The organism is Streptomyces sporangiiformans, from assembly GCF_005768555.2.
GTDB classification, from domain to species: Bacteria; Actinomycetota; Actinomycetes; order Streptomycetales; family Streptomycetaceae; genus Streptomyces; species Streptomyces sporangiiformans.
Genome location: NZ_VCHX02000107.1, coordinates 19,999 through 42,408 on the forward strand (window position 1 = coordinate 19,999; position 22,410 = coordinate 42,408).

Sequence of the window (22,410 nt, forward strand, 5' to 3'; positions counted from 1 at the left end):
CGTTGCTCCTGACCAGGAGGCGCTGGAACCGGAAGGGGCGGGCGCTGGACGGCGCCCGCCCCCTCCGGTCCGTGATGGTGGGTCAGGCTGGGACGGGGCGAGGCTGCGGCTCCGGGGTCGCCAGTCGGCCCGTGCGGTGCAGCCCGTACAGGGCCATCGCGCAGGCGAGACCGAGTGCCAGCAGGGAAATCCACGGCAGCGCGGGCATACCGGCCTCGCGGGCGGCGTCCAGGGCGGCGCCGGTGAGCAGGTTCCCCAGGGTGATGCCGACCCCGCAGATGGTGTTGTAGAGCCCGTAGTGCGTGGCTACGAGGCGGTCACCGGAGAGGCGGACGATGGTGTCCATCTCGAAGGGGTAGGCGATCATCGTGCCGATCGCGAGCAACAAGGCGGCGAGCGTCGGCGGCACCGCGGCCAGCAGCCACCGTCCGGCGCCGGACTCGGGTACGGGCACGGCCGTGGCCGCCAGCAGCGGCACGAACGCGACGCCCATGACGGCCAGTCCCAGGGTCAGCGACTGACCGGGTTCGTAACGGGCCTTGCACCAGGCGGTCACCCTCGTCTGCCCCAGGATCGTGCTCAGGCCGGAGACGGCGAAGAGCAGCGCCACCGCCGCAGTGCCGAACTCGCCCTCGCCCCCGAGCCGGCGCACCTCGAGCGGCAGCGCGAGATAGACCTGGAACGACAGTACGTACGAGCCGATCATGGCGCCGGAGAAGAGCAGGAACGGCCGGTTGGCGAGGATGCCGCGCCACTGGGCGAGCACGCTCTCCTGGCCGTCGTCGTCCCGGCCCTTGCGGTCATCGCCCTTGCGGGCGGGCAGGGCGCGGATCTGCACCACGGACAGCAGCGCGAAGATCCCGGCCGACACCAGGCAGGTGATCCGGAAGTCCACCCCGGTCAGCAGCATGCCCACGAGCGGACCCAGCAGGATCCCGGCCTGGTAGAAGATGTTGAACAGCGCGAACGCCTCGACCCTGCGCTCCCCCGCGTCCGCGGCGAGATAGGCCCGTACCGCCGGATTGAACAGCGCTCCCGCGAGACCGGTCGCCGCCGACGCGGCGAGCAGCGCGGCCAGCGAGTCGACCAGCCCGAGCGTCGCGAAACCGACCGTACGCAGCACGCATCCCGCCACGATCATCGGCTTGTAGCCGAACCGGTCGGCGAGCGTCCCGCCGACGAGGAACATGCCCTGCTGGCTGAAGTTCCGTACGCCGAGGATGAGTCCGACGACCCATCCGGCCAGTCCGAGGGTGCCGGACAGATGGGCGGCAAGGTACGGCATCAGCATGTAGAAGCCGAGGTTGATGGTGAATTGATTGACCATCAACAGCTGGACGCTGCGCTCGTACGTGCGTACCTGTGCGAGGGTGCCCTTCACCGGCCCTCCCCCACGACGTCGGCCCGCACGTCGGTCTCCTGCGACGGCTCGGTCAGCGTGAGTGGGTCGACCACGGCGGGGCACCGGGTCCAGCGGGTGACCTCCTTCTCGTCGGCCCGCCCGATCACCTCCGGCTCGGGCGAGGGCGGAGTGTCCAGCAGGCCGTGGGCGGCGCAGTAGTCGTCGTCGAACACCGTGCCGAGGTAGCGCTGCGGGCCGTCGGGGAAGATCGCCGCGATCCGGGTGTCCGCGGGCAGGGTGCGGGCAAGCCAGCCGGCGACCAGGGCAGCCGCCCCTACGCTCCACCCTCCGGTGGCGTAGTGCGAAGTGCCCAGTTGGCGGCAGGTCCACACCGCCTCGGCCGGGGCGACCCAGTGGACCTCGGAGAAGTTGTCGTAGGCGACGTTGCGGGGGTAGATGCTCGACCCCAGGCCCCGCATCAGCCGCGGCCGGGCCGGCTGTCCGAAGATCGTGGAGCCGATGGTGTCGACCCCGACCACCTTCAGCTCGGGGTACAACTGCTTCAGTACGCGGGAGACGCCGGCGGAGTGCCCGCCGGTGCCCACGCTGCACACCAGGACGTCGATGTGGCCCATCTCCGTCGCCAATTCCAGCGCGAGCGGGGTGTAGGCGGTGGTGTTGTCCGGGTTGTTGTACTGGTCCGGGCACCATGAGTCCGCGTGACGCGCCATCAACTCCTTGACCCGCTCGCGGCGGGCCTGCTGCCAGCCGCCGGTGGGATGGGGCTCGGAGACCACGTTGACCTGGGCGCCGTAGGCGGTCAGCAGCCGGGTCATGGACATCTCCAGTCCCGGATCGGTGACCAGGGTGACGGGGTGGCCGTAGACCATCCCGGCGAGGGCGAGGCCCAGGCCGAGGGTGCCGCTGGTGGACTCGATGATCCGGGCGCCGGGTTTCAGGTCGCCGCGGGCGCGGGCCCGCTCGACCATGTGCAGACCCGGACGGTCCTTGATGCCGCCGGGGTTGAAGCCCTCCAGCTTGGCCCAGAAGCCGCGGTCCCCGGGAGTCAGCGGCTCGGACACCCGCAGCAGCGGCGTGTTCCCCACCAGCGCCGACAGGGCGGACCGGTCGGGTGTGACAGGGGTGTCGGGGGTGACGGGGATATTCATCAGTGACTGCATCTCTTTCGCTCTCGCTCGATGAATGCGTGCTACGTGCTCATCTCGCGCCACGGCCCTATGACGGACGGTCAGTCGTCCGGGGGCGTGAGCCGTGGCGCGGCAGCCGGTGCGGAGCCGGCTGCGGGCGAGAGGTCTAGATGCGCCACCGCGAGGTGCGGACGAGCGCGGTCCTTCCCGTACGTCTGCTGCGGAGCCGGTACGGTCGGCGGTTCGCGGCCGATCGCCGCACCAGAGCCGTGGAGAGGCCGGCGAAGGCCGTCGCCTCCGCCTCAGCAGGTGGTTGGTGCGCGGCCTGGACCGTCGTACGGACGGCCTCGTCCAGTGCGCATTCCTCGTCCCCGTGGTGCCGATGCGGTCCGTGCGGCACCGCATCGCCCGGCACCGCCACCAGCGCCGACGCCGGGGCCGACGCGGACACCGAGGCCGAAACCGACGCCGGCGAAGACGCCGTGGTGAGGGCAGGTGTCCGGTGCTGCTGCTCCGCCTCTTCCGACGGCCCGTGTATGAGGGCACACAGCGCGATCGCCGCCAGCAGGGCGGCACGTAACAGGGTGACGAGCGGGCGCGGCCACCGCGAGCCGGCCGAGGCCCGCCGGACGTGCGCGGGCGTGGAGAAGTGGGTCGTCACAGGTCCTCCGTGCGCCCACCGCCTCATCGGCCACGAAGACAGCCATGGCGGACGGGAACGGCAGGCATGAGTGGGGGGTGGGACGGCGTCAACGATGAGAGCCGGGTCCACAGTGGCGTTTGAGGTGCGTGTGTGGGTTCCGGTGCTCGTCGCGCGCGAGTCGTCGGACCGTTCTCACTGGCCCGCCGGAGCAGGGCGTGGCAGGAACGGCCGGAAAAAGCGGGACGACTCCGCCTTCTAGACCTGCTGAACCACGGACAATCTCAGGGCCGCCGGCGAGCGGACAAGCAGCGCCGGCTCGTTGAGGCCCCGCCCGACCGAGGCACGCCCGGAGGCGGGCGATTCGCTGACCGACGCCGCACAGCACGGGGGCGTCAGTACCGGGCCCTGCTGCGGCTGGCCGGATACACAGTGCTCGCTCGGATGCGAAGAGCCGTGATCCCCGTGCGGTTCGGCTATCGCGGCGGGCCGAGGCAGAGCGTGCACGTCCGTGGCGTCGCGGGCCTCTGCGGGCAACCCGGTCGCGGGCACTGCCGCGCTGCTCACCAGGTGTCCTTGGACGCTCTCGGCGTTCACCGCGTGCGTGAACACGACGCCGAACAGCAGCACGGCCATGGCCAGCACACGCAGCAACGGACCCGCGCAAGCACGGGCCCGCACTATGCGCGGGGGTGACCAAGCCGTAACCATGCCGTGATCCTAACGGCTCCTGGACCTTGATCCACCAACTCCCGCGCAACAGCGCGTTAACGAGCCAAACACATGACCGGTTTGCTTCGGCGATCCCCTCCGTCCCGGGCCGCCTCCCGAACAGGAGAACATCCAGCAGCCGCGCGGAGCGGCCCTCGGCCTACGCCGAATCAGCCGACTGCCTTGCCACACGCTCCAGTTGGCCGCGGTAGCTCTCCCACCACGCCGGATCCTTCGACGCCATGCTGTCGTTGCCTTCGTTCATCCCCACGGCACCGTCCATGAGTTCGCGGAGGATGTCGGCGTGGCCGGCGTGCCGATGCGCGTCAGCGGTCACGCGCACTACGGCATGAAGCAGCGTCACCTCGTTCCTGTCGCGCGGCCACCACGGCACCTTGCCGATCACGTCGAGCGCCAGCGCGTCGATCGTCGCGTCCGAATGTGCCCACGCCCGGCGGTAGAGCTCCACGATGTACTCGCGTGACTCGTCGGCGGTGGCCCACATGTCCGCGTTGAGCTCGGCGCCGTCATCGAGCCAGGGAAGCGGCTCGCCGGACGGACGCCCGAAGGTCTCGCCGAGGTAGCCCAGCTCTACGCTCGCCGCATGTTTGACCAGGCCCAGGAGGTTGGTGCCGGTCGGCGTCAGCGGGCGGCGGATGTCGTACCCCGAGAGCCCTTCGAGCTTCCACAACAGGGCATCGCGGGCGGACTGCAAGTAGAAGTGAAGATCAGCCTTGGGATCCGATGCGGTCATGGGGCCAGTCTGCCGGTCACGCGATCTTTCCACGCGATCTTTTTCCACCGCCCTTTGTTCACCCTCCCCCACTGGCCCACATACCCCGAGGGGGTATATAGTTTGGCGCACCGGGAGGGCCTGGCCTGACGCCGGGCCTCCAGGACACCCATGCGTCGAGACCTGAGGATGAAAAGCCATGACCGACCAGAAGAACTCCGGCTCCTGCTGCTCCACCGACGGTTCCTGCCACTCCGACGCCGCGGCCGGCGCCCGGACCGACGGGGTCACCACCGTCTACAAGGTGTCCGGCATGACCTGCGGCCACTGCGAGGGCGCGGTCTCGCAGGAGATATCCGCACTGGACGGCGTCACCGCGGTCACGGCCGTCGCCGGGACCGGTGAGGTGACCGTCACCTCCGCCGCCCCGCTCGACGAGGAAGCCGTCCGCGCCGCCGTCGACGAGGCGGGGTACGAGCTCGTCGGCACGGTGTGAGAGCCCACGACCGACAGCCGCGGCGTGCGAAACGCCACGTCGGGCGTTCAGTCGGCCTGCCGGACGAGCGCTGACATCTCATCGCCCGTGTCATGGCCGAGACGTCCGGTCGCGTCCGTCGTCAGCAGGCCGACGTGCGTGGCCGGTTCGCGGCCGTGTACGTCCGCCTCATCGAGGCCGGCGAACGAGTCCCGGGCCGACTGGATCTGCCGTCGCTCCCCACTCCGCGGTGCGGGAGCGACTACCCGGTGGCGGTCACGCGGTGGCGGGTGTCGGGCCGACGAGCTCCGTCAGGACGTCCTCCATGGTGACGAAGCCGAGCACGGCGCCCCTCTCACCGGTGACGGCGGCCAGATGGCTGCCTCCGGCGCGCAGGGCGGTGAGGGTGTCGTCCAGCGGGGTGTCGATACGGACCCGGGGGACGGGGTGCAGGGCGGTTCGCGGGAAGGGCCGGTCGCGGTCGGTGACGCCGAGGGTGTCCTTGATGTGCAGGTAGCCGAGCAGGGTCCCCTCTGGGCCGGTCACCGGAAAACGGGAGAAGCCCGCCTCGGCGGCCACCCGCTCCAGCCGCGCCGGGGTGATCGTGTGGTCGACCGTACGCATCTTCCGGGCCGGTACGAAGATCTCGCCGACCGGGCGGGTGCCCAGCTCCAGCGCGTCGCGCAGCCGCGCGCTGTCCGTGGGGGCGAGCAGCCCGGCCTCGCTGGAGTCGACCACCATGCGGGCCAGCTGGTCGTCGGTGAAGACGGATTCCACCTCGTTCTTCGGTTCCACCCGCAGCAGCTTCAGCAGGGTGTTGGCGAAGGCGTTGATGCCGAAGACGACCGGCTTGAGCGCGCGGGTGAGCGCGACCAGGGGCGGGCCCAGCAGCAGTGCGGTGGGGACGGGAGCGGCGAGTGCGATGTTCTTGGGCACCATCTCGCCGATCAGCATGTGCAGATACGTCGCCAGGGACAGCGCGATCACGAACGCGATCGGGTGCACCAGCGCATGCGGGATGTGCACCGCGTCGAAGACCGGTTCCAGCAGGTGCGCGATGGCGGGCTCGGCGACCGCGCCGAGCACCAGCGAGGAGACGGTGATGCCGAGCTGGGCGGTGGCCATCATCGCGGAGATGTGACGCAGTCCCCACAGGGTCATCCGGGCCCGCTTGTGGCCCTCCTGCGCACGGGGTTCGATCTGGCTGCGGCGCACCGAGATCAGGGCGAACTCGGCGCCGACGAAGAACGCGTTGGTCAGCAGGGTCAGGGCGCCGATGGCGAGCTGCAGGGCGGTCATCGGGCTTCCTCCGCGACCTGGTGGGCCGGCGGGGCGGCCGGCTCCGGTTCGGTGATGCGGATCCGGTCGGCATGGTGGTGCTCGACGTCGAGGACGGCCAGATGCCAGCCGTCCAGGTCGACGGTGTCGCCCTTGGCGGGAATGCGGGCCAGCCGGGTGGCGATGAGCCCGGCCACGGTCTCGTACGGGCCCTCGGGCGCGGCCAGTCCTATCTGGGCGAGCTGGTCGATGCGCACCCCGCCGTCCGCCTCCCACACCGCGCGGCCGTCCTGGGTGACCGGGGCGGGCAGCAGGTCGGGGACCTCGACGGGGTCGTGCTCGTCGCGGACCTCGCCGACGACCTCCTCGACGATGTCCTCCACCGTCGCCAGACCCGCCGTGCCGCCGTACTCGTCGATGATCACGGCCATGGTGCGGCTCTCCCGCATCCGCTCCAGCAGCCGGTCGGCGGGCAGGCTGTCGGGCACCAGCAGGGGCGCGGTGGCCAGCTCGGTGACCGGGGTGAGCCGCCGCTTCTCGGGCGGCAGGGCGAGTATGTCGCGGATGTGGACGGTACCGACCACCTCGTCGAGGCTGTCGCGGTAGACGGGGAAGCGGGAGAGACCGGTCGCGTGCGTCAGGTTCGCCGCGTCGGTGGCTGTCGCGCGCGCCTCCAGGGCCTTGACGTCGACGCGCGGGGTCATCACGTTCTCCGCGGTCAGCTCGCTCAGGTGCAGCGTCCGTACGAACAGTTCGGCGGAGTCCGCCTCCAGGGCGCCGTGGGCGGCCGAGTGCTGGGCGAGCGCGACCAGTTCCTCGGGGCTGCGGGCGGAGGCCAGCTCCTCGGCTGGTTCCAGGCCGAACCGGCGCACGAAATGGTTCGCGGTGTTGTTCAGGTGCCGGATGAACGGCGCGAACGCGGCCGTGAAGCCGCGCTGCGGGCCCGCGACCACCTTCGCGACCGCCAGCGGCCGGGATATCGCCCAGTTCTTGGGCACCAGCTCGCCGACCACCATCAGCACCACGGTGGAGACGACCACGCCCAGCACCGTGGCGACGGACGACGCGGCGCCCCCGAGGCCGGCCGCCCGAAGGGGGCCGCGCAGCAGCGAGGCCAGCGACGGCTCGGCGAGCATGCCGATCACCAGTGAGGTGACGGTGATACCGAGCTGGGCCCCGGACAGCTGGAAGGTGAGCCGGCGCACAGCCTTGAGCGCGCCGTCCGCGCCGCGCTCGCCCGCCTCGGCGGCCCGTTCCAGCTCACCGCGCTCGACGGTGGTCAGCGAGAACTCGGCCGCCACGAACAGCGCGCAGGCAAGGATGAGGAGGACAGCGACCAGGAGCAGCAGAACTTCGGTCACCGTGCCACCCCCGCTCCCTCATCAGTCAGACATCGAGGTCGGGGGATGGCACGGCTGGGACTGGGAGGCTCACCCATCGCGGGACCGTCGCTCCTTCTGGAAACTGGTACGACTTGCTCGTACGGAGATAGTGGCGGAGGAAAGCAGTCTTTCTTCTCCGCCCTACTGTAAAGGAAAGGCAAACTGCCCACCCGGCGCTGTCCTCGTGCTGTGGAAAACCAGAACGGCTCAGGAGCCTGGCAGGCCGAGCCAGTATCCGAAGCCCCGGCGGGTGTGGATCAGTGCGGGTTCTTCCCGGTCCACCTTGCGCCTGAGGCGGGAGACGAGTTTCTCGATCGCATTGTCGGCACGGAACTCGCCCCAGACGTGCCGGCTGATCTGTTCCTTCGACAGCACGCGATCCGCGTTGGCCAGCAAGTGGCGCAGGAGCCGGTATTCGGCGGGGGTGAGATCGATGGCTCTCCGCCCGCGCCGCGCCTGACAGGCGGCGTCGTCCAGGACCAGGTCGCCGTATCCCGGCATGCCGTCCCGACGGCCGGGATTCCGGCCCGGGATCCGGCCGGCGTGCCGGCCGGAGTTCCCGGCTGGGTCTCGGCCGGCGCCACGGCCTCGGAGTAACACCTGTGCCCTGGCCAGGAACTCGGCGATCCGAAAGGGCTTGGTGACGTAGTCCTCCGCCCCCAGGCCGAGTTCGGGGACCAGTGCGTGGAGGGAATCGCACGCGGTCAGGAAGAGCACCGGAGGACGATCCACGGGGGCGAGCCGGCGGCCCCGCCCGAAGTCGGCCAGGTCCGACAGCGTGGCATCGAGGACCACCAGGTCGAACCGGTGTCGCGCGACCCGCGCCATCCCCTCGGCGCCGGAGCCCGCCGCGCCGACCTCATAGCCCGCCAACTCCAAAGTGGTCGTGAGGAGTTCGGCAATATCGGGATCGTCGACGACGACCAGGACGTGCTGCCTGTCGCCGCGAAGCGGCGACGGTTTCTCGCTGACGATGCTCCCGTACATGGCAGACCATTCGTGTAGGGCTCACACTGCATGTCCGAACGGCGGCGCGGGCGGGACCCCGGCGGCCCGGGGCGTCCGCCGCGCGATCAGGCAGACGGCCGGGCGTCGATCTCCGCCTCGGCACGGGCGACGAAGTCGTCGACCATCCGGTGGAACAAGGTGGCGAGCTGCCGCAGCTCCTCGGGAGACCAGTCCGCCAGGGCCATCTGCATGCCCGACCGGCTCACCTCCCGCATCCGGTCGACCGCGGTCCGGCCGGCGTCCGTGAGCCGGATGCGCTGGGCCCGGCGGTCGTCGGGGTCGGGGACCCGGGTGACGTAGCCGTCCTTGTCCAGCCGCTGCACCTGCCGGCTGACGTGGGACGCCTCCACCGACAGCAGGGCCGCCAGCTCCCCCGTACGCAGCGGCTCGGCCTCGGCGAGCCGGCGCAGGAGCGCCACGGCGGCACGGTCCAGCGGCAGTCCGGCGACGGCCATGAGGCGCTCGTGCTGCCTGGCCCGGCTGATGAGATACGTGATGCGGGCGAGGGCCCGCTCGATCTCGATCACGTGCGTCGAGACGGAGGCGGCAGCGGGTTGCGGTGTGGGCATGAAGTCACTCTAACAGCTACTTGCGTAAGTCAAGCAAGGTTAAGCGAAAAGTGGATCGCTTCCCCTAACCTGTCGCTCATGAACACACCGGGGGACCTGATCGACGGCCGGTTCGAATTGGTCGAGCCGCTCGGCAGCGGAGGCATGGGGACGGTGTGGCGGGCGCGCGACACCGTGTTGCACCGAGAGGTCGCCCTCAAGGCCGTACGGGCGGAGGCGGCGGCGTCGGACGCCGTGCGGGAGCGGGTCCTGCGGGAGGCGCGGGCGCTCGCCCGGCTCAGCGATCCGCACGTGGTGACCATCCATCACATCGTGGACGAGGACCCGCACCCGTGGCTCGTGATGGAGCTGGTGCCCGGCACCTCGCTCCAGGACAGGCTGGGCACCGGCCCGCTCAGCCCCGCGGAGGCGGCGCACATCGGCCGTCAGGTGCTCGCCGCCCTGCGGGCCGCGGACGCGGCGGGCATCCAGCACCGGGACGTCAAACCCGCCAACATCCTCCTGCGCGCCGACGGCACGGCCGTACTCACCGATTTCGGCATCGCGGCCCTTCAGGGCTCGACCTCGCTGACGGCCACCGGCGAACTCGTCGGCTCGCCCGAGTACATCGCCCCGGAGCGGATCCGCGGCACCGACGACGATCCCGCGTCCGACCTCTGGTCCCTGGGGCTCGTGCTGTACGTCTGCGTCGAGGGCGTCAGCCCGCTGCGCCGCGGGACCACGCTCGCCACCCTGGCCGCCGTCCTCGACGATCCGGTTCCGCCGCCGGTGCGCTCCGGCCCGCTCGCGCCCGTACTCCAGGCGTTGCTGGTACGGGACCCGGCCGCCCGCCCCGACGCGGCACGGCTGGACGCGATGCTGGCGCAGGCGGAGGCGGGCACGACACCGCACTGGACACAGCCGACACTGATCACGCCGGTGCCACCCGTCCACCCCACACCGGCCATCCACCCCACACCTGCCGAACCCGCACCGCCGCACGCCCCCACCCAGCTGGACACCCCCCGGCCGGCGCCGCACCCGCCGGGTGCCCGGCCGCGCCGCCGTACGCCGATCGTCGTCGCCGTCGTCGCGGTCGCCCTCGTGGTCACCGCCGCGACCACCTTGATCCTCACTCTCGGCGACAAGGCCGACAGCAAGGCCGGCCGCCCGGTGGCCGGTACGTCATCCGCGCCGGCCGCATCACCGACGCGCCCCACGCCCACACCGACCCCCTCCCCCACGAAAACGACCACCCGGCCACCCACCTCGCCCCCTGCCCCCGCTCCCACCCCACAAGGCCGTTGGATCGCCCAGCTCTTCTCCGAGCCCGTCGGCGCCGGCACCGCCGCGAGAGACCAACGGCTCGCNTCCCACCCCACAAGGCCGTTGGATCGCCCAGCTCTTCTCCGAGCCCGTCGGCGCCGGCACCGCCGCGAGAGACCAACGGCTCGCCAAGGTCCGGCAGTCCGTGCCCGAGGCCCGCTTCCTCCGCAGCGACGACTTCGCGTCCCTGCGCCCGGGCTTCTGGGTCTTCTACGCCCCCGGCCCGTTCCCCAACGGGCGTGCCGCGCTGAACTTCTGCCGAGACCGCGGCCGGACCTCCGCGAACGTCTGCATCGGCCGCTACCTGAGCAAGGACCCGGCCGACTTCGGCCTGCAGTGCCGCCCCCCGGCCGCCAGCCCGACCGGCCGCTGCACGCGCCCGTAACCGCCCCCGGAGCCAAGGCGGTCGAACAGCGCCGGCGTACGCATCCCCGACCCGACCCTGAGACGTCCCCCATCTCACCCTGAGATCCCCCCGGGTCTCACCCCGAGATGTGTCAGAACTCTTTGACAGGTTCCTGAGGCGCTGTCAGCATTTTCTGACAGGTACGAAGGAAAGGGGCCGGGATGCCTGAGGTTCCGCCTCCGGCACCGACCGGCGACGAGCTGCTGAAAGTGCTCTCCGCGCTCGGCAATCCGCATCGCCTGCGGATCGTCGCGGCGCTCATGAGGAGCCGTAACTACGTCAGCGCGCTGGCTCGCGAGATCGGTATGGGCCGTCCGCTGCTGCACATGCACCTACAGCGGCTGGAGGCAGCCGGACTGGTCGTCGGCACGCTCGAACTCTCGGAGGACGGCAAGACGATGAAGTACTTCGAGGTCGCTCCGTTCTGGTACGAACTGACGCCGCACGTCATCGCGAGCGCGGCCACGTCGATCACCGAGAAAACGGATCGGACCGCGACAGATCAGACCGCGACAGATCGGACCACGACGGATCAGACCGCGAAAGAGGAAGCGAAGTGAAGGAGCAACTGGTGACGTCCGCTTCGGCGGACGAAGCGCTGGGCGTGCTGGTCGGAGCCGTCGCCGCGGCCGGGTTCTTCTCCCTGCTGATCGTGATCGTCTGGCAGGTCGCCGCCACCTGGCGGGCCCGGATGCTGGCCGCACGCGAGCAGCAGTACAAGGACCTGGCGGCGAGGTACGCACAACTCCTGGAGGACACCGTCGAGTTGCAGCGCCGCACGGCGGAGGAACAGCGGCAGACCCTGGACGAACTGACCCAGACCCGGCTCGCGGTCGGCTCGATGGAGAAGATGATGCGCGAGATCGAATAGAGGGCCGGAGCGTACGGCCGGGAGCGGCAACTCCCGGCCGTACCCATGGAGAACACACCCCGGACATACATCCCTGACACACATCCCGAACGCCACGGCAGGTCGTGACACCTGCTGCGCCGTGGCGCGGGTCCCGTGCGCCCTGAGCCGGTCAGCTTCAGCGACCGGCGGGGCCCTCCACACGAAGGAGACTACTCATGCGATGGCTGCTCCAGCACGTCGCGGGCGCGCCCGGTGGGCGGCGCGGCAAATGGCTCGTCCTGGCGGCCTGGCTGATCCTGGCCGTCGCGCTCGGCCCGCTGGCCGGAAAGCTCGGCGACGTCGAGGACTCGAGCGCCAATGCCTTCCTGCCGCGCGGCGCCGAGTCCGCGCAGGTCAACACGGAACTCGAGAAGTTCCGTACGGACACGGTGATGCCGGCCGTCGTCGTCTACACCGGCGACGGCGCGGACGCGAAGGCGGCCGCCGACCGGAAAGCCTTCGCACCGTTCGCCGCGCGGGGCGAGCAGGTCTCGCGGCCCGTCCCCTCCGAGGACGGCAAAGCGCTGATGACCGTCGTGCCCCTCGACCGCGAGGACGGAGTCACCGACAAGATCGACGAGTTGCGTGAGATCGCCGGTGCCAACGCCCCTCCCGGGGTCGACGTCGAGGTGGGCGGCCCGGCCGGCTCCCTCGCCGACTCGGTCGCCGTGTTCGGCAGCCTGGACGCGACCCTGATGATCGCCACCGTCCTGGTGGTGGCGGTTCTCCTGCTCATCACCTACCGCAGCCCCGTCCTGTGGCTGCTCCCGCTGCTCTCGGTCGGCTTCGCCGCCGTCCTCACCCAGGCCTGCACCTATCTCCTGGCCAAGTACGCCGGCCTGCCCGTCGATCCGCAGAGCGCGGGCGTCCTCATGGTGCTCGTCTTCGGCGTCGGCACGGACTACGCGCTGCTGCTGATCGCCCGCTACCGCGAGGAGTTGCACCGCGTCGAGGACCGGCACGAGGCGATGCGGACCGCGCTGCGCCGCTCGGGCCCGGCGGTCCTCGCCTCGGCCGGCACGATCGCCGTGGGCCTCGCCTGCCTGGCCTTCGCCGACATCAACTCCTCGCGCTCGCTGGGACTTGTCGGCGCGGTCGGCGTGATCTGCGCCTTCCTCGCGATGGTCACGGTGCTGCCGGCGCTGTTGGTGATCACGGGCCGCTGGGTCTTCTGGCCGTTCGTACCGCACTCCGGCACCCCGGCCCGCAAACCCCGCACCGTCTGGTCCCGTATCGGCGACGCGGTGGCCAGGCGCCCCCGCTGGTCGTGGATGATGTCCGTCGCCGTCACCGGCCTGCTCGCCCTCAGTGCGATCGGCATCAACATGGGCCTGACGCAGGCCGAGATGTTCCAGGACAAGCCCGAGTCGGTCATCGCGCAGGAGAGGATCTCGGCCCACTACCCGTCGGGCGCCTCGGACCCCGCCAAGATCATCACAGTGAGCGACAAGGTCGCCGAGGTCCGGGCCGCCGCGGCCGCCGTCGGCGGCGTCGCCCGCGTCGAGGACGGCGACCGCACGCCGAACGGTCAACTGACCACGCTGGAAGTAGTGTTGCGGGACGCCCCGGACAGCGGAGCCGCCAAGGACACCGTCGACGACCTCCGCGACGCCGTGCACCAGGTGGACGGCGCGGACGCCCTGGTCGGCGGCACCACCGCGCAGACCCTGGACACCCAGCGCGCGGCCGACCGCGACCTCACGACGGTCATCCCGATCGTGCTGCTGGTCGTCCTCGGCGTACTGATCTGGCTGCTGCGTGCCCTGGTCGCCCCGCTCCTGCTGCTGGCCACCGTGGTGCTGTCGTACTGCGCCGCCCTCGGCGCCTCGAACCTGCTCTTCGAGAACGTCCTGGACTACGCGGGCGTCGACTGGTCGATGCCGCTGATGGGCTTCGTCTTCCTGGTCGCCCTCGGCATCGACTACAACATCTTCCTCATGCACCGCGTGAAGGAGGAGGCCGGCCGCCTGGGGCACGCGCGCGGCGTACTGGAGGGCCTGACCAGCACGGGCGGCGTCATCACATCGGCGGGCATCGTCCTGGCCGCCACGTTCGCGGTGTTCGCCGGGCTGCCGCTGGTGACCCTGGCCCAGATGGGCGTGATCGTCGGCATCGGCGTCCTCCTGGACACCTTCCTCGTCCGTACAGTCCTGGTGCCGGCGCTCGCCCTCGACCTGGGCCGCTGGTTCTGGTGGCCGGGCCGCCTCTTCCACGAACCGGCCCACCGGGACACGGCCGACGACACCTCGCGTGCGACGTCCCGGGCCCACGAGCCCGCGTGACAGGGCGCTCATCCTCCTGTGCGCCCGTCGACGGAACGCGCAGCCCGATGATGGAACGGAAGTGACACGGGCCGGCTGCCTTCCCGAAGGGAGGGCAGCCGGCCCGGAAGGGTCCTCAGCGACGACGCGGGACGTCAGCCGTTGGTGCAGGTGCTGCCGGAAACCGGGTTCAGCAGCCCGCCGGCGGTCACCGTGTTCCCGCAGACCCCCACCGCCCCCGAAACCGGGGTCTGCACGAGGTTGCCCGACACGACGCCCGGCGACTGGGTGGCGGCGGCGCTCGCTCCGCTGTCGGCGGCGGCGACGCCGGCGCCGCCCGCCATGGCGGCGGCGGCAACGGAGGTCAGGGCCAGGCCCTTGGCGATACGCGACATGGGGAAGTGCTCCTTGGGGTTGACACAAGCACCGGGCGGAACGCCCGACGCTGAATCAACGCGCTGGGGCGACCGGGGTTCTGCCTCCAATGGAGTGAACTCCTGGCATGAACCGGACAGGGGAAAGCCGGCCTTGGAGCCTGAAGGGACCTCCAAGGCCGGCCGCGACGTGGCGAGCGGCTGGTGTGTTGCGTCAGCCGTTGAGGCAGGTGTTGTTGAGCGCCGGGTTCAGCAGCCCGGTGATGGAGATGGTGTTGCCGCACGCCTCGATCGGAACGTTGATGGGGACCTGGACGACGTTGCCGGAAGCGACACCCGGGGAGTTGTCGGCGGCCGCCTCGGCACCGGAGTCGGCGACGGCCGGCGCGGCCATACCCATGGCCATGATCACACCGGCGACGACAGCAGCGCTCTTCTTGTGCTTCACGTGCTTTCCCTTCTCTGCGGTCATGCCCCTGTGTCGGCCGAGACCGAGCGAGCAGCTGGAATGGCTCGCGCCATGACCTACGGGTGGTGAACGAGAGACACGCGGACGAAGAAACCGAGGAACGTCGGCCTCGCGGGAATTCACTCGAATCGCCCTGCGCCCGAACGCCGGGCGCGCGGGCAGGAGAAATGCGGGATCGCCGATGAAGCGCAAGCGCCGATAAGGCACGAGCACCGATAAGGCGGGAGCACCGGGAATACGAGGTCGCCGAGAAAAGAGGCGGCCCGCGGCGGCCCGCTCTCCTGCGCCTGTACCGTTCCGTACCCTCTCCGCTCAGTCGCGGTAGAGCGCCTCGATCTCGTCCGCGTACGCCGCAGTGACGGCGTGCCGCTTGGTCTTCAGGGACGGGGTGAGCAGGCCGTTCTCCTCTGTGAACTCGCCCTCCACCAGGACGAATTCACGGATCGACTCGGCCCGGGAGACCGCCTGGTTCGCGTAGTCCACGGCCTTCTGGACGTCGGCGCGCATGCCGGGGTCGCGTACGAGCTCCGACATCGGGGTGTCCGCGGGCATCGCGCGGACATGGAGCCAGTGGTCGATGTCCTCGCGGTCCAGGGTGATCAGAGCGGCGACGTAGGGACGTTTGTCGCCGACGACGACGCACTGGCCCACCGGGGGGCGGCTGCGGAGGCGGTCCTCCAGGACGGCCGGTGAGACGTTCTTGCCGCCGGAGGTGATGAGGATGTCCTTCTTGCGGCCGGTGATGGTGAGGTAGCCGTCCTCGTCGAGGGAGCCGAGGTCACCCGTCGCGAACCAGTCGTCGGTCAGGACGGCGTCGGTGGCGGCCGGGTTGTTCCAGTACGAGCCGAAGACGACACCGCCCTTGATGAGGACCTCGCCGTCGTCGGCGATACGGATCGCCGTGCCGGGGACCGGGAGGCCGACCGTGCCGGGGCGGGGTTTGAGGGGCGGGACGATCGTGGCTGCGGCCGTGGTCTCCGTCAGGCCGTAGCCCTCGTAGACGATGATTCCGGCGGCGTAGAAGAAGAGGTTGAGGTTGCGGTCGAGGGGGGAGCCGCCGCTGATGGCGTAACGCATACGGCCGCCCAGTTCCCGGCGGATACGGCGGTAGACCAGCAGGTCGTACAGGGCCCAGGCGGCGTACAGGCCAAGGCTCGGGCCCTTGCCCCGGTCAAGGAACCTGTCGAGGTGCGCCTCGCCGAAGCGGACGCCGAGGCGGTCCGCGCGGTCGAAAGAGGCGGCGCGGCCGATCCTCTCCGCGGTCGCGCGGCCCGTGGCGTGGATCTTCTCGAAGAGATACGGGACGCCGACCAGGAAGGTGGGGCGGAACTCCCTTAGGGCGGGCCGGAGTTCGTCCGGCTTGAGACTCGGGCAGTGGCCCAGCTCGATACGGGCCATCAGGCAGGCGATCTGGATGCTGCGGCCCAGGATGTGGGCGAGCGGGAGGAAGAGGAGTGTCGAGGCGATCTGGCCCGAGACCTCCTTGAAGATGGGGTGCAGGAGCTCGACCGTGTTGGCGGCCTCGGCGTGCAGATTGGCGTGCGTGAGGAGGCAGCCCTTGGGTTGACCGGTGGTGCCGGACGTGTAGCAGATCGTCGCCACCGTGTCGGGGGTCAGGGACGTACGGCGCTTGGTGACCTCGTCGTCGGGGATGTCCCGGCCCTGGGCGGTGAGTTCGGGGATCGCGCCGTCATCGAGTTGCCAAACGCGCGGCGGGGCCGGGTGGCCGGCCGTGCCGGTGAGGACCGCCTCCTCGTTCTCGGGGGTCTCGGCGATGACGAAGCGGGCGCCCGAGTCGCGGACGATCCACTCGATCTGCTCGGCAGAGGAGGTGGCGTAGACGGGGACGCTCTGACCGCCCGCCGCCCAGATCGCGAAGTCGAGGACCGTCCACTCGTAGCGGGTACGGGACATCACCGCGACGCGCCCGCCCGGTTCGAGCCCCGCCGCGATCAACCCCTTGGCGACGGCGGTGACTTCGCCGGCGAAGCCGGCCGCGGTCACCGGAAGCCAGCCGCTGTGGTCCCTGCGGCGCAGGACCACGGCGTCGGGCGCCTCGGCCGCGTTGGTGAAGGGGAGGTCGGCGGTGCTGCCCGTGGTGGCGTCCGGCGCGAGGCGGGGCGTGCGGGCCTCGCGCACCGTGCCGGTCTCGTCCCTGATCAGCTCGACCTTGCTGCGGGACGCCAGGTCGGTGCGCTGTTTTGCCCGTTTCAAGTCCTTGCGTACGCCCATGACAGCACTCCCGATCGCGGCTCACCCTGCGTTCTTACTGGTGGGTCAAATTACTCAGGCGTAGCGGAAGTTCAATCGATTGTGCGCGAATGTTCGAACGGGTGACTGTCGGACAGTGACTACGCGAATGGCTGCCTGATGGAGTGTCACCGTCCCCCGTTCGGCCCACCGGCGGCGTCAAGGCCCGGCTGACGTGGTGCGATGAACGTGTGACGTCGACGTATCCGCCCGAGCACCGGAAGCCCCCTCTCTCCCCTCCGCCCTCGTCCTCCTCCCCCCTCCCCCGGGCGTCCCGGCCGGCTGCCGTGCGTGCGGCGCGGATGCGGCTCGCGGTGTGGTTGCTGCCCGCGGTCGTCGTGACGTACGCGGGATTCCAACGGCGGTGGATGTCCGACGACGCGTTCATCTACGTACGGACCGTGCGGCAGGTACTGGCCGGGAACGGGCCCGTCTTCAACGCGGGTGAGCGGGTCGAGTCGTCGACCGGCACGCTGTGGCAGTGGCTGCTGGTGGCGGCCGGGGCTGCGGGGGCGGATCCGGCGACGGCCGCGGTGTACGGGGGGCTGGTGCTGACAGGTGTCGGGTTCGCGCTCGCGGGGCTCGGGGCACTGCGGCTGTACGGCGATCGGGCCGCCGTGCCGTTGGGTTCGCTCGTGCTGCTCGGGCTGCCTCCCGTGTGGGACTTCGCCACCTCGGGGCTGGAGACGGGGCTCGCCACCTGCTGGATCGCCGGCGCGTGGATGGCGCTGAGCACCCGGCCCGCGTCGCTCGCGACCTCGGTACTCCTCGGTCTCGGCCCGCTCGTACGACCCGATCTGGGGCTGGTCTCCGCGGTCTTACTGGGGGCGCAGTGGCTGCTCGCGCGCCCCTCGCGGCGGGGCGTGCTCGCGGGTGCCGTGGCGGCGGGCGCGCTGCCGGGCGCGTACGAGATCTTCCGGGCGGGCTACTACGGGCATCTGGTGCCGCTCCCCGCCGTGACGAAGGAGGCGGCGGAGAGCCTGTGGGGACGGGGCTTCGGGTATCTCGGGGACTTCGCGCATCCCTATCTGCTGTGGGTGCCCGCGCTGTTCGTTCTCGCCGCGGTCTGGGCCTCGCGCGGCGGAGGCTGCGTGTACGGCGAACACGGCGAACGTGACGCGTGGGCGACCGCACGGCTCGTCGCGATGCTCACGCCCGTCGTCGCCGGGCTGTTGTGCTGGGTGTACGTCGTCAAGGTCGGCGGCGACTTCATGCATGGGCGGATGCTGCTGCCGGGCCTGCTGCTGGTGCTGCTGCCCGTGTTCGTGGTGCCGGTGTCGCGGGTGGGCCTGCTCGCGGCGGTCGGCGTCGGGGCGTGGGCGGTGGTGTGCGCCGGTTGGCTGCGGACCCCGTACGTCGGACACATCGGTCCGGGCGGGATCGCCGACGAGCGCGGGGTGTACGTCCGGCACAACGCGGATCCGCATCCGGTGCACCACACCTTCGTCGGGGCGGCGCATCACCGGGACTACGCACGCACGGTGCGGGCGGCCGCGCGCTCCGGGGCGCCGGAGCTGCTGTTCGGCAGGGCCGCGCGCACCGCCGCCGCCACCGCCACTACACCCGCCGGTTCGTCCTCGTCCTCGTCCTCGCACTCGCCCCCGCACTCGCCCTCCGTGACGGCCAGTTATGTGGTGCTCGGGCTCAACGGATCCGCCGTTCCCCTGGACGGAGTAGCGCTCGATCCGGTCGGGCTCTCCTATCCGCTGGCCGCCCACTCCGAACGGATCGGGGGTGGACGCGTAGGACACGACAAGCGTCTGCCGCCGGCGTGGCTGGCCGCCGACCGCGGCGATCCGGCCGATCTGCCGCCATGGATCGACGCGGCCCAGGTCGACGCGGCGCGGCGCGCCCTGCGCTGCGGAGCGCTCGCCGAACTGCGGGACGCGACGCGGGCTCCGCTGACTCCGGGGCGTTTTCTGCGAAACGCCGCCGGAGCCTGGGAGCGCACCTCGTTCCGTTTTCCCAGTGATCCTGTGCGGGCCGAAAGGGAGTTGTGCGGTGACTGAGGCCCGTGCGCCTGATGGGCGCACCGGCTACTGCGTGTACCGGCTACTCCGTGTACCGGCCTGCCTGTTCGATCGCTTCGGCGAGTTCGCGCACGTCCTTGTCCTCGGTGGTGCTCGCCAGAGCGTCGGCGCGGTCGGCCAGTTCGGTCAGGGAGGGAGCGGCGGGCAGGCGGCTGAAGCGGGTGTCGCCCGAGCGGAGCGCGTCGGCGAAGTAGGCGGCTATGGCCGTGACCTGGAGTCCGCTGTCGGCGTTTTCGTCGTTCCACAGGGGCCGGTCCAGAGACTCGGCGTACAGTCGGCCCGACTCCTCGTGCGGGGCGCGGGTCTTGGGGTCGAGCCAGCGGACGGTCGCCGTGGCGAGGTGGCCGAAGGCGCCGGGCTTGGTGCGGACCGCGTAGAGGGCCGTGACGGTGTGGCCGGGGCCGATCTCGCCGCCGTCGACTCGGTCGTCGCGGAAGTCCTCGTCGGCGACCTGGCGGTTGTCGTAGCCGATGAGCCGGAACTGGTCGACGGTCTGCGGGTCGAAGGCGACCTGTGCCTTGGCGTCGCGGGCCGTGAGGTCGATGTTGCGGGGCAGCTGCCCGACGAAGACCGTGCGGGCGTCCTCGGTGTTCGACACGTAGGTGGTGTGGCCGTCGCCCTTGTCCGCGAGGCGTTCCATCAGGGCGTCGCCGTAGTCGCTGCCGACGCCGACGCCGAAGAGGGTGATGCCGTGCTCGCGGCGGGCGTCGGCGATGCGGTCCAGGATGGTGTCGGCGTCGGTCTCGCCGGTGTTGGCGAGAGCGTCGGACAGGAGGACGACACGGTTGGTGGCGCCTTCGCGCAGGCCCTCGACCGCGGTGCCGTAGCCGGTCTCGACGCCCGCGCCGAGGTTGGTCGACAGGGTGGGCTCCAGGGTGTCGATGGCCTCGTGGACGCGGCCGCGGTGGTCGCCGAGGCGGGTCATCGGAAGAACGGTCTCCGCCTCGTCGCTGAAGGTGACGATCGCGACGGAGTCGTCGTCGCGCAGCTTGTCCGTCATCACGCCGAGGGAGTCCTTGACCAGGTCGAGGCGGCCGGGCTCGGCCATGGAGCCCGAGACGTCGATGACGAAGGTGAGAGCGGCCGGTGGGCGCTCGTCCTCCTCGGACGGGGCGGCTGCCCGGGTGGCGAGGCCGACCCGCACGAGCCGCCAGTTCCCGCCGTCCGTTCGACCTCCGGTTCCGTCTTCCGTTCCTGAGTCCGGGCCCGGGTCCGTACGGGCGTCCGTGCGGGCGCCGTCCACGGTGACCGTGAAGCCGTTGCCGTCAGGGCGTTCGTAGTCCTGGCGGAAGCTGTTGATGAACTCTTCCGGGCGGACGGTCGACGGGTCGGGCCGCCCGCCGTCGGCGAGGGTGCGGCGCGCGTAGCCGTACGAGGCGGTGTCGACGTCCAGGGCGAAGGTGGAGAGGTAGTCGGCGGGGGGCGGGGTGGTCTCGCGGATCTCGCCCTTCTGGTCGCTCGGGGCGGTGCCGCTCTCGGGGCCCGCGGGGCCCGTCGGCTGGGCGGGGGCGGGGGCCGGGAAGGCGTCGCTGTCGCGGGACTTGTCGCCGCCGTAAGACGAGTCGCCGTCACCCCCGCCGCTGCATGCGGTGAGCAGCAGGGCGGCGGCCAGCGTGCCGGCCAGGAGGCCGGCCGGCAGGGCACGGCGGGTGCGGCGGGTGCGGCTGCCCCGCCGGGCCCGTATTCGGTGGAGCCGGTCGTTCCGGTCGTGCCGTCCGTCGTGCCATCCGTCGTGCCATCCGTCGCGCCACATATGTGCCCCCTCGGTTGACCTGGGTGAGCCGTCCAGTCGGCCCTTGTGACTGTGACGTCGGAGGCGACCGGAAGGAGCGGTCCGAGGCGTTGCGGATGAGTCTCGATGCGGCCACGGTGGGCGGCAGTTGAGACCGGGGGGTGATCCTCCGGAGACCTGCGGGTGTCCGGAGGATCCCTACGACACGATCGCGATATCCCTTACGACACGATGTCCTTACGGGCGAACCCGCGGAAGGCCAGCGCGAACAGCACGAGCGCGTACGTGACGGAGACGGCTGTGCCCTGGATCATGCCGCCCCATTCCGGGCGGGGCTGCACGGCGTCCGCCCAGGCGAACTGCCAGTGCGCGGGCAGGAAGTGGCGCCAGTCGCCGAGGGCGGTGACCGCGTCCAGCACGTTCCCGACGATCGTCAGGCCCACCGCGCCGCCGACCGCGCCGAGCGGGGCGTCGGTCTTCGTCGACAGCCAGAACGCCAGGCCCGCGGTGACCAGTTGGGACACGAAGATGTACGCGATCACGATCAGCAGGCGCTGAGCCGCCGTGCCCGAGGAGAGGGCGCCGCCGGTGGGGATCTGCAGCGGGCCCCATCCGTAGGCCACCGTGCCCACCGCCAGCGCGACGACGGGCAGCAGCACCATGGCGGCGAGGCTGAGGCCGAGCGCGACGGTGAGCTTGGACCACAGCAGGCGTGCTCGCGGCACGGGGGCCGCCAGCAGATACCGCAGCGAGGACCAGCTCGCCTCCGAGGCGATGGTGTCTCCGAAGAACAGCGCGACCGGGATGACGAGCAGGAACCCGGCGGACACGAACAGGTTCACCGCGGCGAAGTTCGCGCCCGACGCGGTGGCCGTGTCCATCAGCGTCAGCCGGCCGCCAGGGTCGTCGCCCGGTTCCCCGCCGATGGCGAAGGCGACGACCAGCACGAAGGGCAGTACCGCGAGGACCGCCCCCATGACCAGCGTCCGCCGCCGCTTCAACTGCCGTACGAGCTCGACCCGCAGCGGCAGTGTCCGTCCCGCCCGGTAGCCCTCCGCCACCTCTGCCTTCTCGACAAGGGTGCTCATTCGGAGCCTCCGATCAGGGTGAGGAACGCGTCCTCTAGACGGCGGTGCGGGCCGAGCGAGGCGACCGGCACTTCGAGCCGGACCAGCTCGACGAGGAGTTGGGCGGCTGTGGCGGACCCGTTGGTGCCGTGGGCAGAGCTGCCGTTGGTGGAGCTGCCGTTGGCCGTGGTCTCGGCCTCGTCGATCTCGTCGATCTCCACGCTCACCGCCCCGGCGGCACCGTCCGGCGTCCCCAGCGCGTCCGCGGCCGCTTCACGGCCGGAGCCGCGGCGCTCGCGCCGGCCGTCGCCCGCGGCGCCCACGCCGACGGGCGTGCC

At 71.0% G+C, this 22,410-nt stretch carries 19 protein-coding genes and 3 pseudogenes; 7 read left to right on the top strand and 15 right to left on the bottom strand.

What is annotated here, in order from left to right:
* Positions 1–82: 82 nt before the first annotated feature.
* The 5 genes from FGD71_RS12675 to FGD71_RS12695 all read right to left on the bottom strand — a co-directional run bounded on the left by FGD71_RS12675 (position 83) and on the right by FGD71_RS12695 (position 4,595).
* Positions 83–1,381 carry an MFS transporter gene (locus FGD71_RS12675; RefSeq protein ID WP_119100517.1) on the bottom strand — a complete coding sequence of 433 codons (1,299 nt, stop codon included), beginning with the start codon at positions 1,379–1,381 and terminating at the stop codon, positions 83–85.
* Positions 1,378–2,511, bottom strand: a complete 1,134-nt coding sequence (locus FGD71_RS12680; RefSeq protein ID WP_240436551.1) for a PLP-dependent cysteine synthase family protein — start codon at positions 2,509–2,511, stop codon at positions 1,378–1,380. The genes FGD71_RS12675 and FGD71_RS12680 overlap by 4 nt, the downstream gene beginning before the upstream one ends.
* Before the next feature lie 145 nt (positions 2,512–2,656).
* The gene (locus tag FGD71_RS12685; RefSeq protein ID WP_240436552.1) at positions 2,657–3,151 is read right to left on the bottom strand and encodes a hypothetical protein; all 495 of its coding nucleotides are present in this window, start codon (positions 3,149–3,151) and stop codon (positions 2,657–2,659) included.
* Between the two features lie 237 nt (positions 3,152–3,388).
* Entirely contained in the window at positions 3,389–3,766 is a 378-nt protein-coding gene (locus FGD71_RS12690) for a hypothetical protein (RefSeq protein ID WP_119100519.1), read from the bottom strand.
* A 235-nt stretch (positions 3,767–4,001) separates the two neighbouring features.
* Positions 4,002–4,595, bottom strand: coding sequence for a DinB family protein (locus FGD71_RS12695; protein ID WP_119100520.1), 594 nt, complete (start codon positions 4,593–4,595; stop codon positions 4,002–4,004).
* Between the two features lie 178 nt (positions 4,596–4,773).
* On the opposite strand from FGD71_RS12695, the gene FGD71_RS12700 reads away from it, so the two are divergent.
* Positions 4,774–5,070, top strand: coding sequence for a heavy-metal-associated domain-containing protein (locus FGD71_RS12700; RefSeq protein ID WP_119100521.1), 297 nt, complete (start codon positions 4,774–4,776; stop codon positions 5,068–5,070).
* Between the two features lie 255 nt (positions 5,071–5,325).
* Here the strand turns inward: FGD71_RS12700 and FGD71_RS12705 are convergent, their stop codons facing one another.
* The 4 genes from FGD71_RS12705 to FGD71_RS12720 all read right to left on the bottom strand — a co-directional run bounded on the left by FGD71_RS12705 (position 5,326) and on the right by FGD71_RS12720 (position 9,286).
* Positions 5,326–6,348 carry a hemolysin family protein gene (locus tag FGD71_RS12705; RefSeq protein WP_119100522.1) on the bottom strand — a complete coding sequence of 341 codons (1,023 nt, stop codon included), beginning with the start codon at positions 6,346–6,348 and terminating at the stop codon, positions 5,326–5,328.
* Entirely contained in the window at positions 6,345–7,688 is a 1,344-nt protein-coding gene (locus FGD71_RS12710; protein ID WP_119100523.1) for a hemolysin family protein, read from the bottom strand. The genes FGD71_RS12705 and FGD71_RS12710 overlap by 4 nt, the downstream gene beginning before the upstream one ends.
* A gap of 228 nt (positions 7,689–7,916) precedes the next feature.
* On the bottom strand, positions 7,917–8,696 hold the full coding sequence (locus FGD71_RS12715; protein WP_119100524.1) for a response regulator transcription factor: 780 nt from the start codon (positions 8,694–8,696) through the stop codon (positions 7,917–7,919).
* A gap of 86 nt (positions 8,697–8,782) precedes the next feature.
* Positions 8,783–9,286 (bottom strand): MarR family winged helix-turn-helix transcriptional regulator, encoded by a 504-nt coding sequence (locus FGD71_RS12720; protein ID WP_119100525.1) that lies wholly within the window; start codon positions 9,284–9,286, stop codon positions 8,783–8,785.
* Positions 9,287–9,364: 78 nt separating this feature from the next.
* On the opposite strand from FGD71_RS12720, the pseudogene FGD71_RS12725 reads away from it, so the two are divergent.
* The 5 genes and pseudogenes from FGD71_RS12725 to FGD71_RS12740 all read left to right on the top strand — a co-directional run.
* Positions 9,365–10,635 (top strand): annotated as a pseudogene (locus FGD71_RS12725) (serine/threonine-protein kinase); the annotation flags it as partial.
* A gap of 1 nt (position 10,636) precedes the next feature.
* A pseudogene (locus tag FGD71_RS48765) lies at positions 10,637–10,976 on the top strand (serine/threonine protein kinase); the annotation flags it as partial.
* A gap of 182 nt (positions 10,977–11,158) precedes the next feature.
* Positions 11,159–11,557 carry an ArsR/SmtB family transcription factor gene (locus tag FGD71_RS12730; protein ID WP_119100527.1) on the top strand — a complete coding sequence of 133 codons (399 nt, stop codon included), beginning with the start codon at positions 11,159–11,161 and terminating at the stop codon, positions 11,555–11,557.
* Positions 11,554–11,868, top strand: coding sequence for a hypothetical protein (locus tag FGD71_RS12735; protein ID WP_162931109.1), 315 nt, complete (start codon positions 11,554–11,556; stop codon positions 11,866–11,868). Before FGD71_RS12730 ends, FGD71_RS12735 begins: the two co-directional genes overlap by 4 nt.
* Before the next feature lie 197 nt (positions 11,869–12,065).
* Positions 12,066–14,171, top strand: coding sequence for an MMPL family transporter (locus tag FGD71_RS12740; RefSeq protein ID WP_119100528.1), 2,106 nt, complete (start codon positions 12,066–12,068; stop codon positions 14,169–14,171).
* Between the two features lie 134 nt (positions 14,172–14,305).
* On the opposite strand, the gene FGD71_RS12745 is transcribed toward FGD71_RS12740, so the two are convergent.
* From FGD71_RS12745 to FGD71_RS12755, 3 genes are all read right to left on the bottom strand, one after another.
* Complete coding sequence (locus tag FGD71_RS12745; RefSeq protein ID WP_119100529.1) at positions 14,306–14,545, bottom strand: chaplin; 240 nt, start codon at positions 14,543–14,545, stop codon at positions 14,306–14,308.
* Positions 14,546–14,738: 193 nt separating this feature from the next.
* A complete protein-coding gene (locus FGD71_RS12750; protein ID WP_119100530.1) occupies positions 14,739–14,996 on the bottom strand; it encodes a chaplin in 258 nt (85 codons plus the stop codon).
* A 309-nt stretch (positions 14,997–15,305) separates the two neighbouring features.
* Entirely contained in the window at positions 15,306–17,225 is a 1,920-nt protein-coding gene (locus tag FGD71_RS12755; protein ID WP_119100531.1) for an AMP-dependent synthetase/ligase, read from the bottom strand.
* Between the two features lie 305 nt (positions 17,226–17,530).
* Here FGD71_RS12755 and FGD71_RS12760 point away from each other — a divergent pair, with 305 nt between their 5' ends.
* A complete protein-coding gene (locus tag FGD71_RS12760) occupies positions 17,531–19,252 on the top strand; it encodes an arabinofuranosyltransferase AftB family protein (RefSeq protein ID WP_162931110.1) in 1,722 nt (573 codons plus the stop codon).
* A gap of 43 nt (positions 19,253–19,295) precedes the next feature.
* Here the strand turns inward: FGD71_RS12760 and FGD71_RS12765 are convergent, their stop codons facing one another.
* The 3 genes and pseudogenes from FGD71_RS12765 to FGD71_RS12775 all read right to left on the bottom strand — a co-directional run.
* Positions 19,296–21,026, bottom strand: a complete 1,731-nt coding sequence (locus FGD71_RS12765) for a vWA domain-containing protein (protein ID WP_119100533.1) — start codon at positions 21,024–21,026, stop codon at positions 19,296–19,298.
* A 200-nt stretch (positions 21,027–21,226) separates the two neighbouring features.
* On the bottom strand, positions 21,227–22,093 hold the full coding sequence (locus tag FGD71_RS12770; protein ID WP_119100534.1) for an ABC transporter permease: 867 nt from the start codon (positions 22,091–22,093) through the stop codon (positions 21,227–21,229).
* Positions 22,090–22,410, bottom strand: a pseudogene (locus FGD71_RS12775) (ABC transporter ATP-binding protein); the annotation flags it as partial. The pseudogene FGD71_RS12775 and the gene FGD71_RS12770, both read right to left, overlap by 4 nt.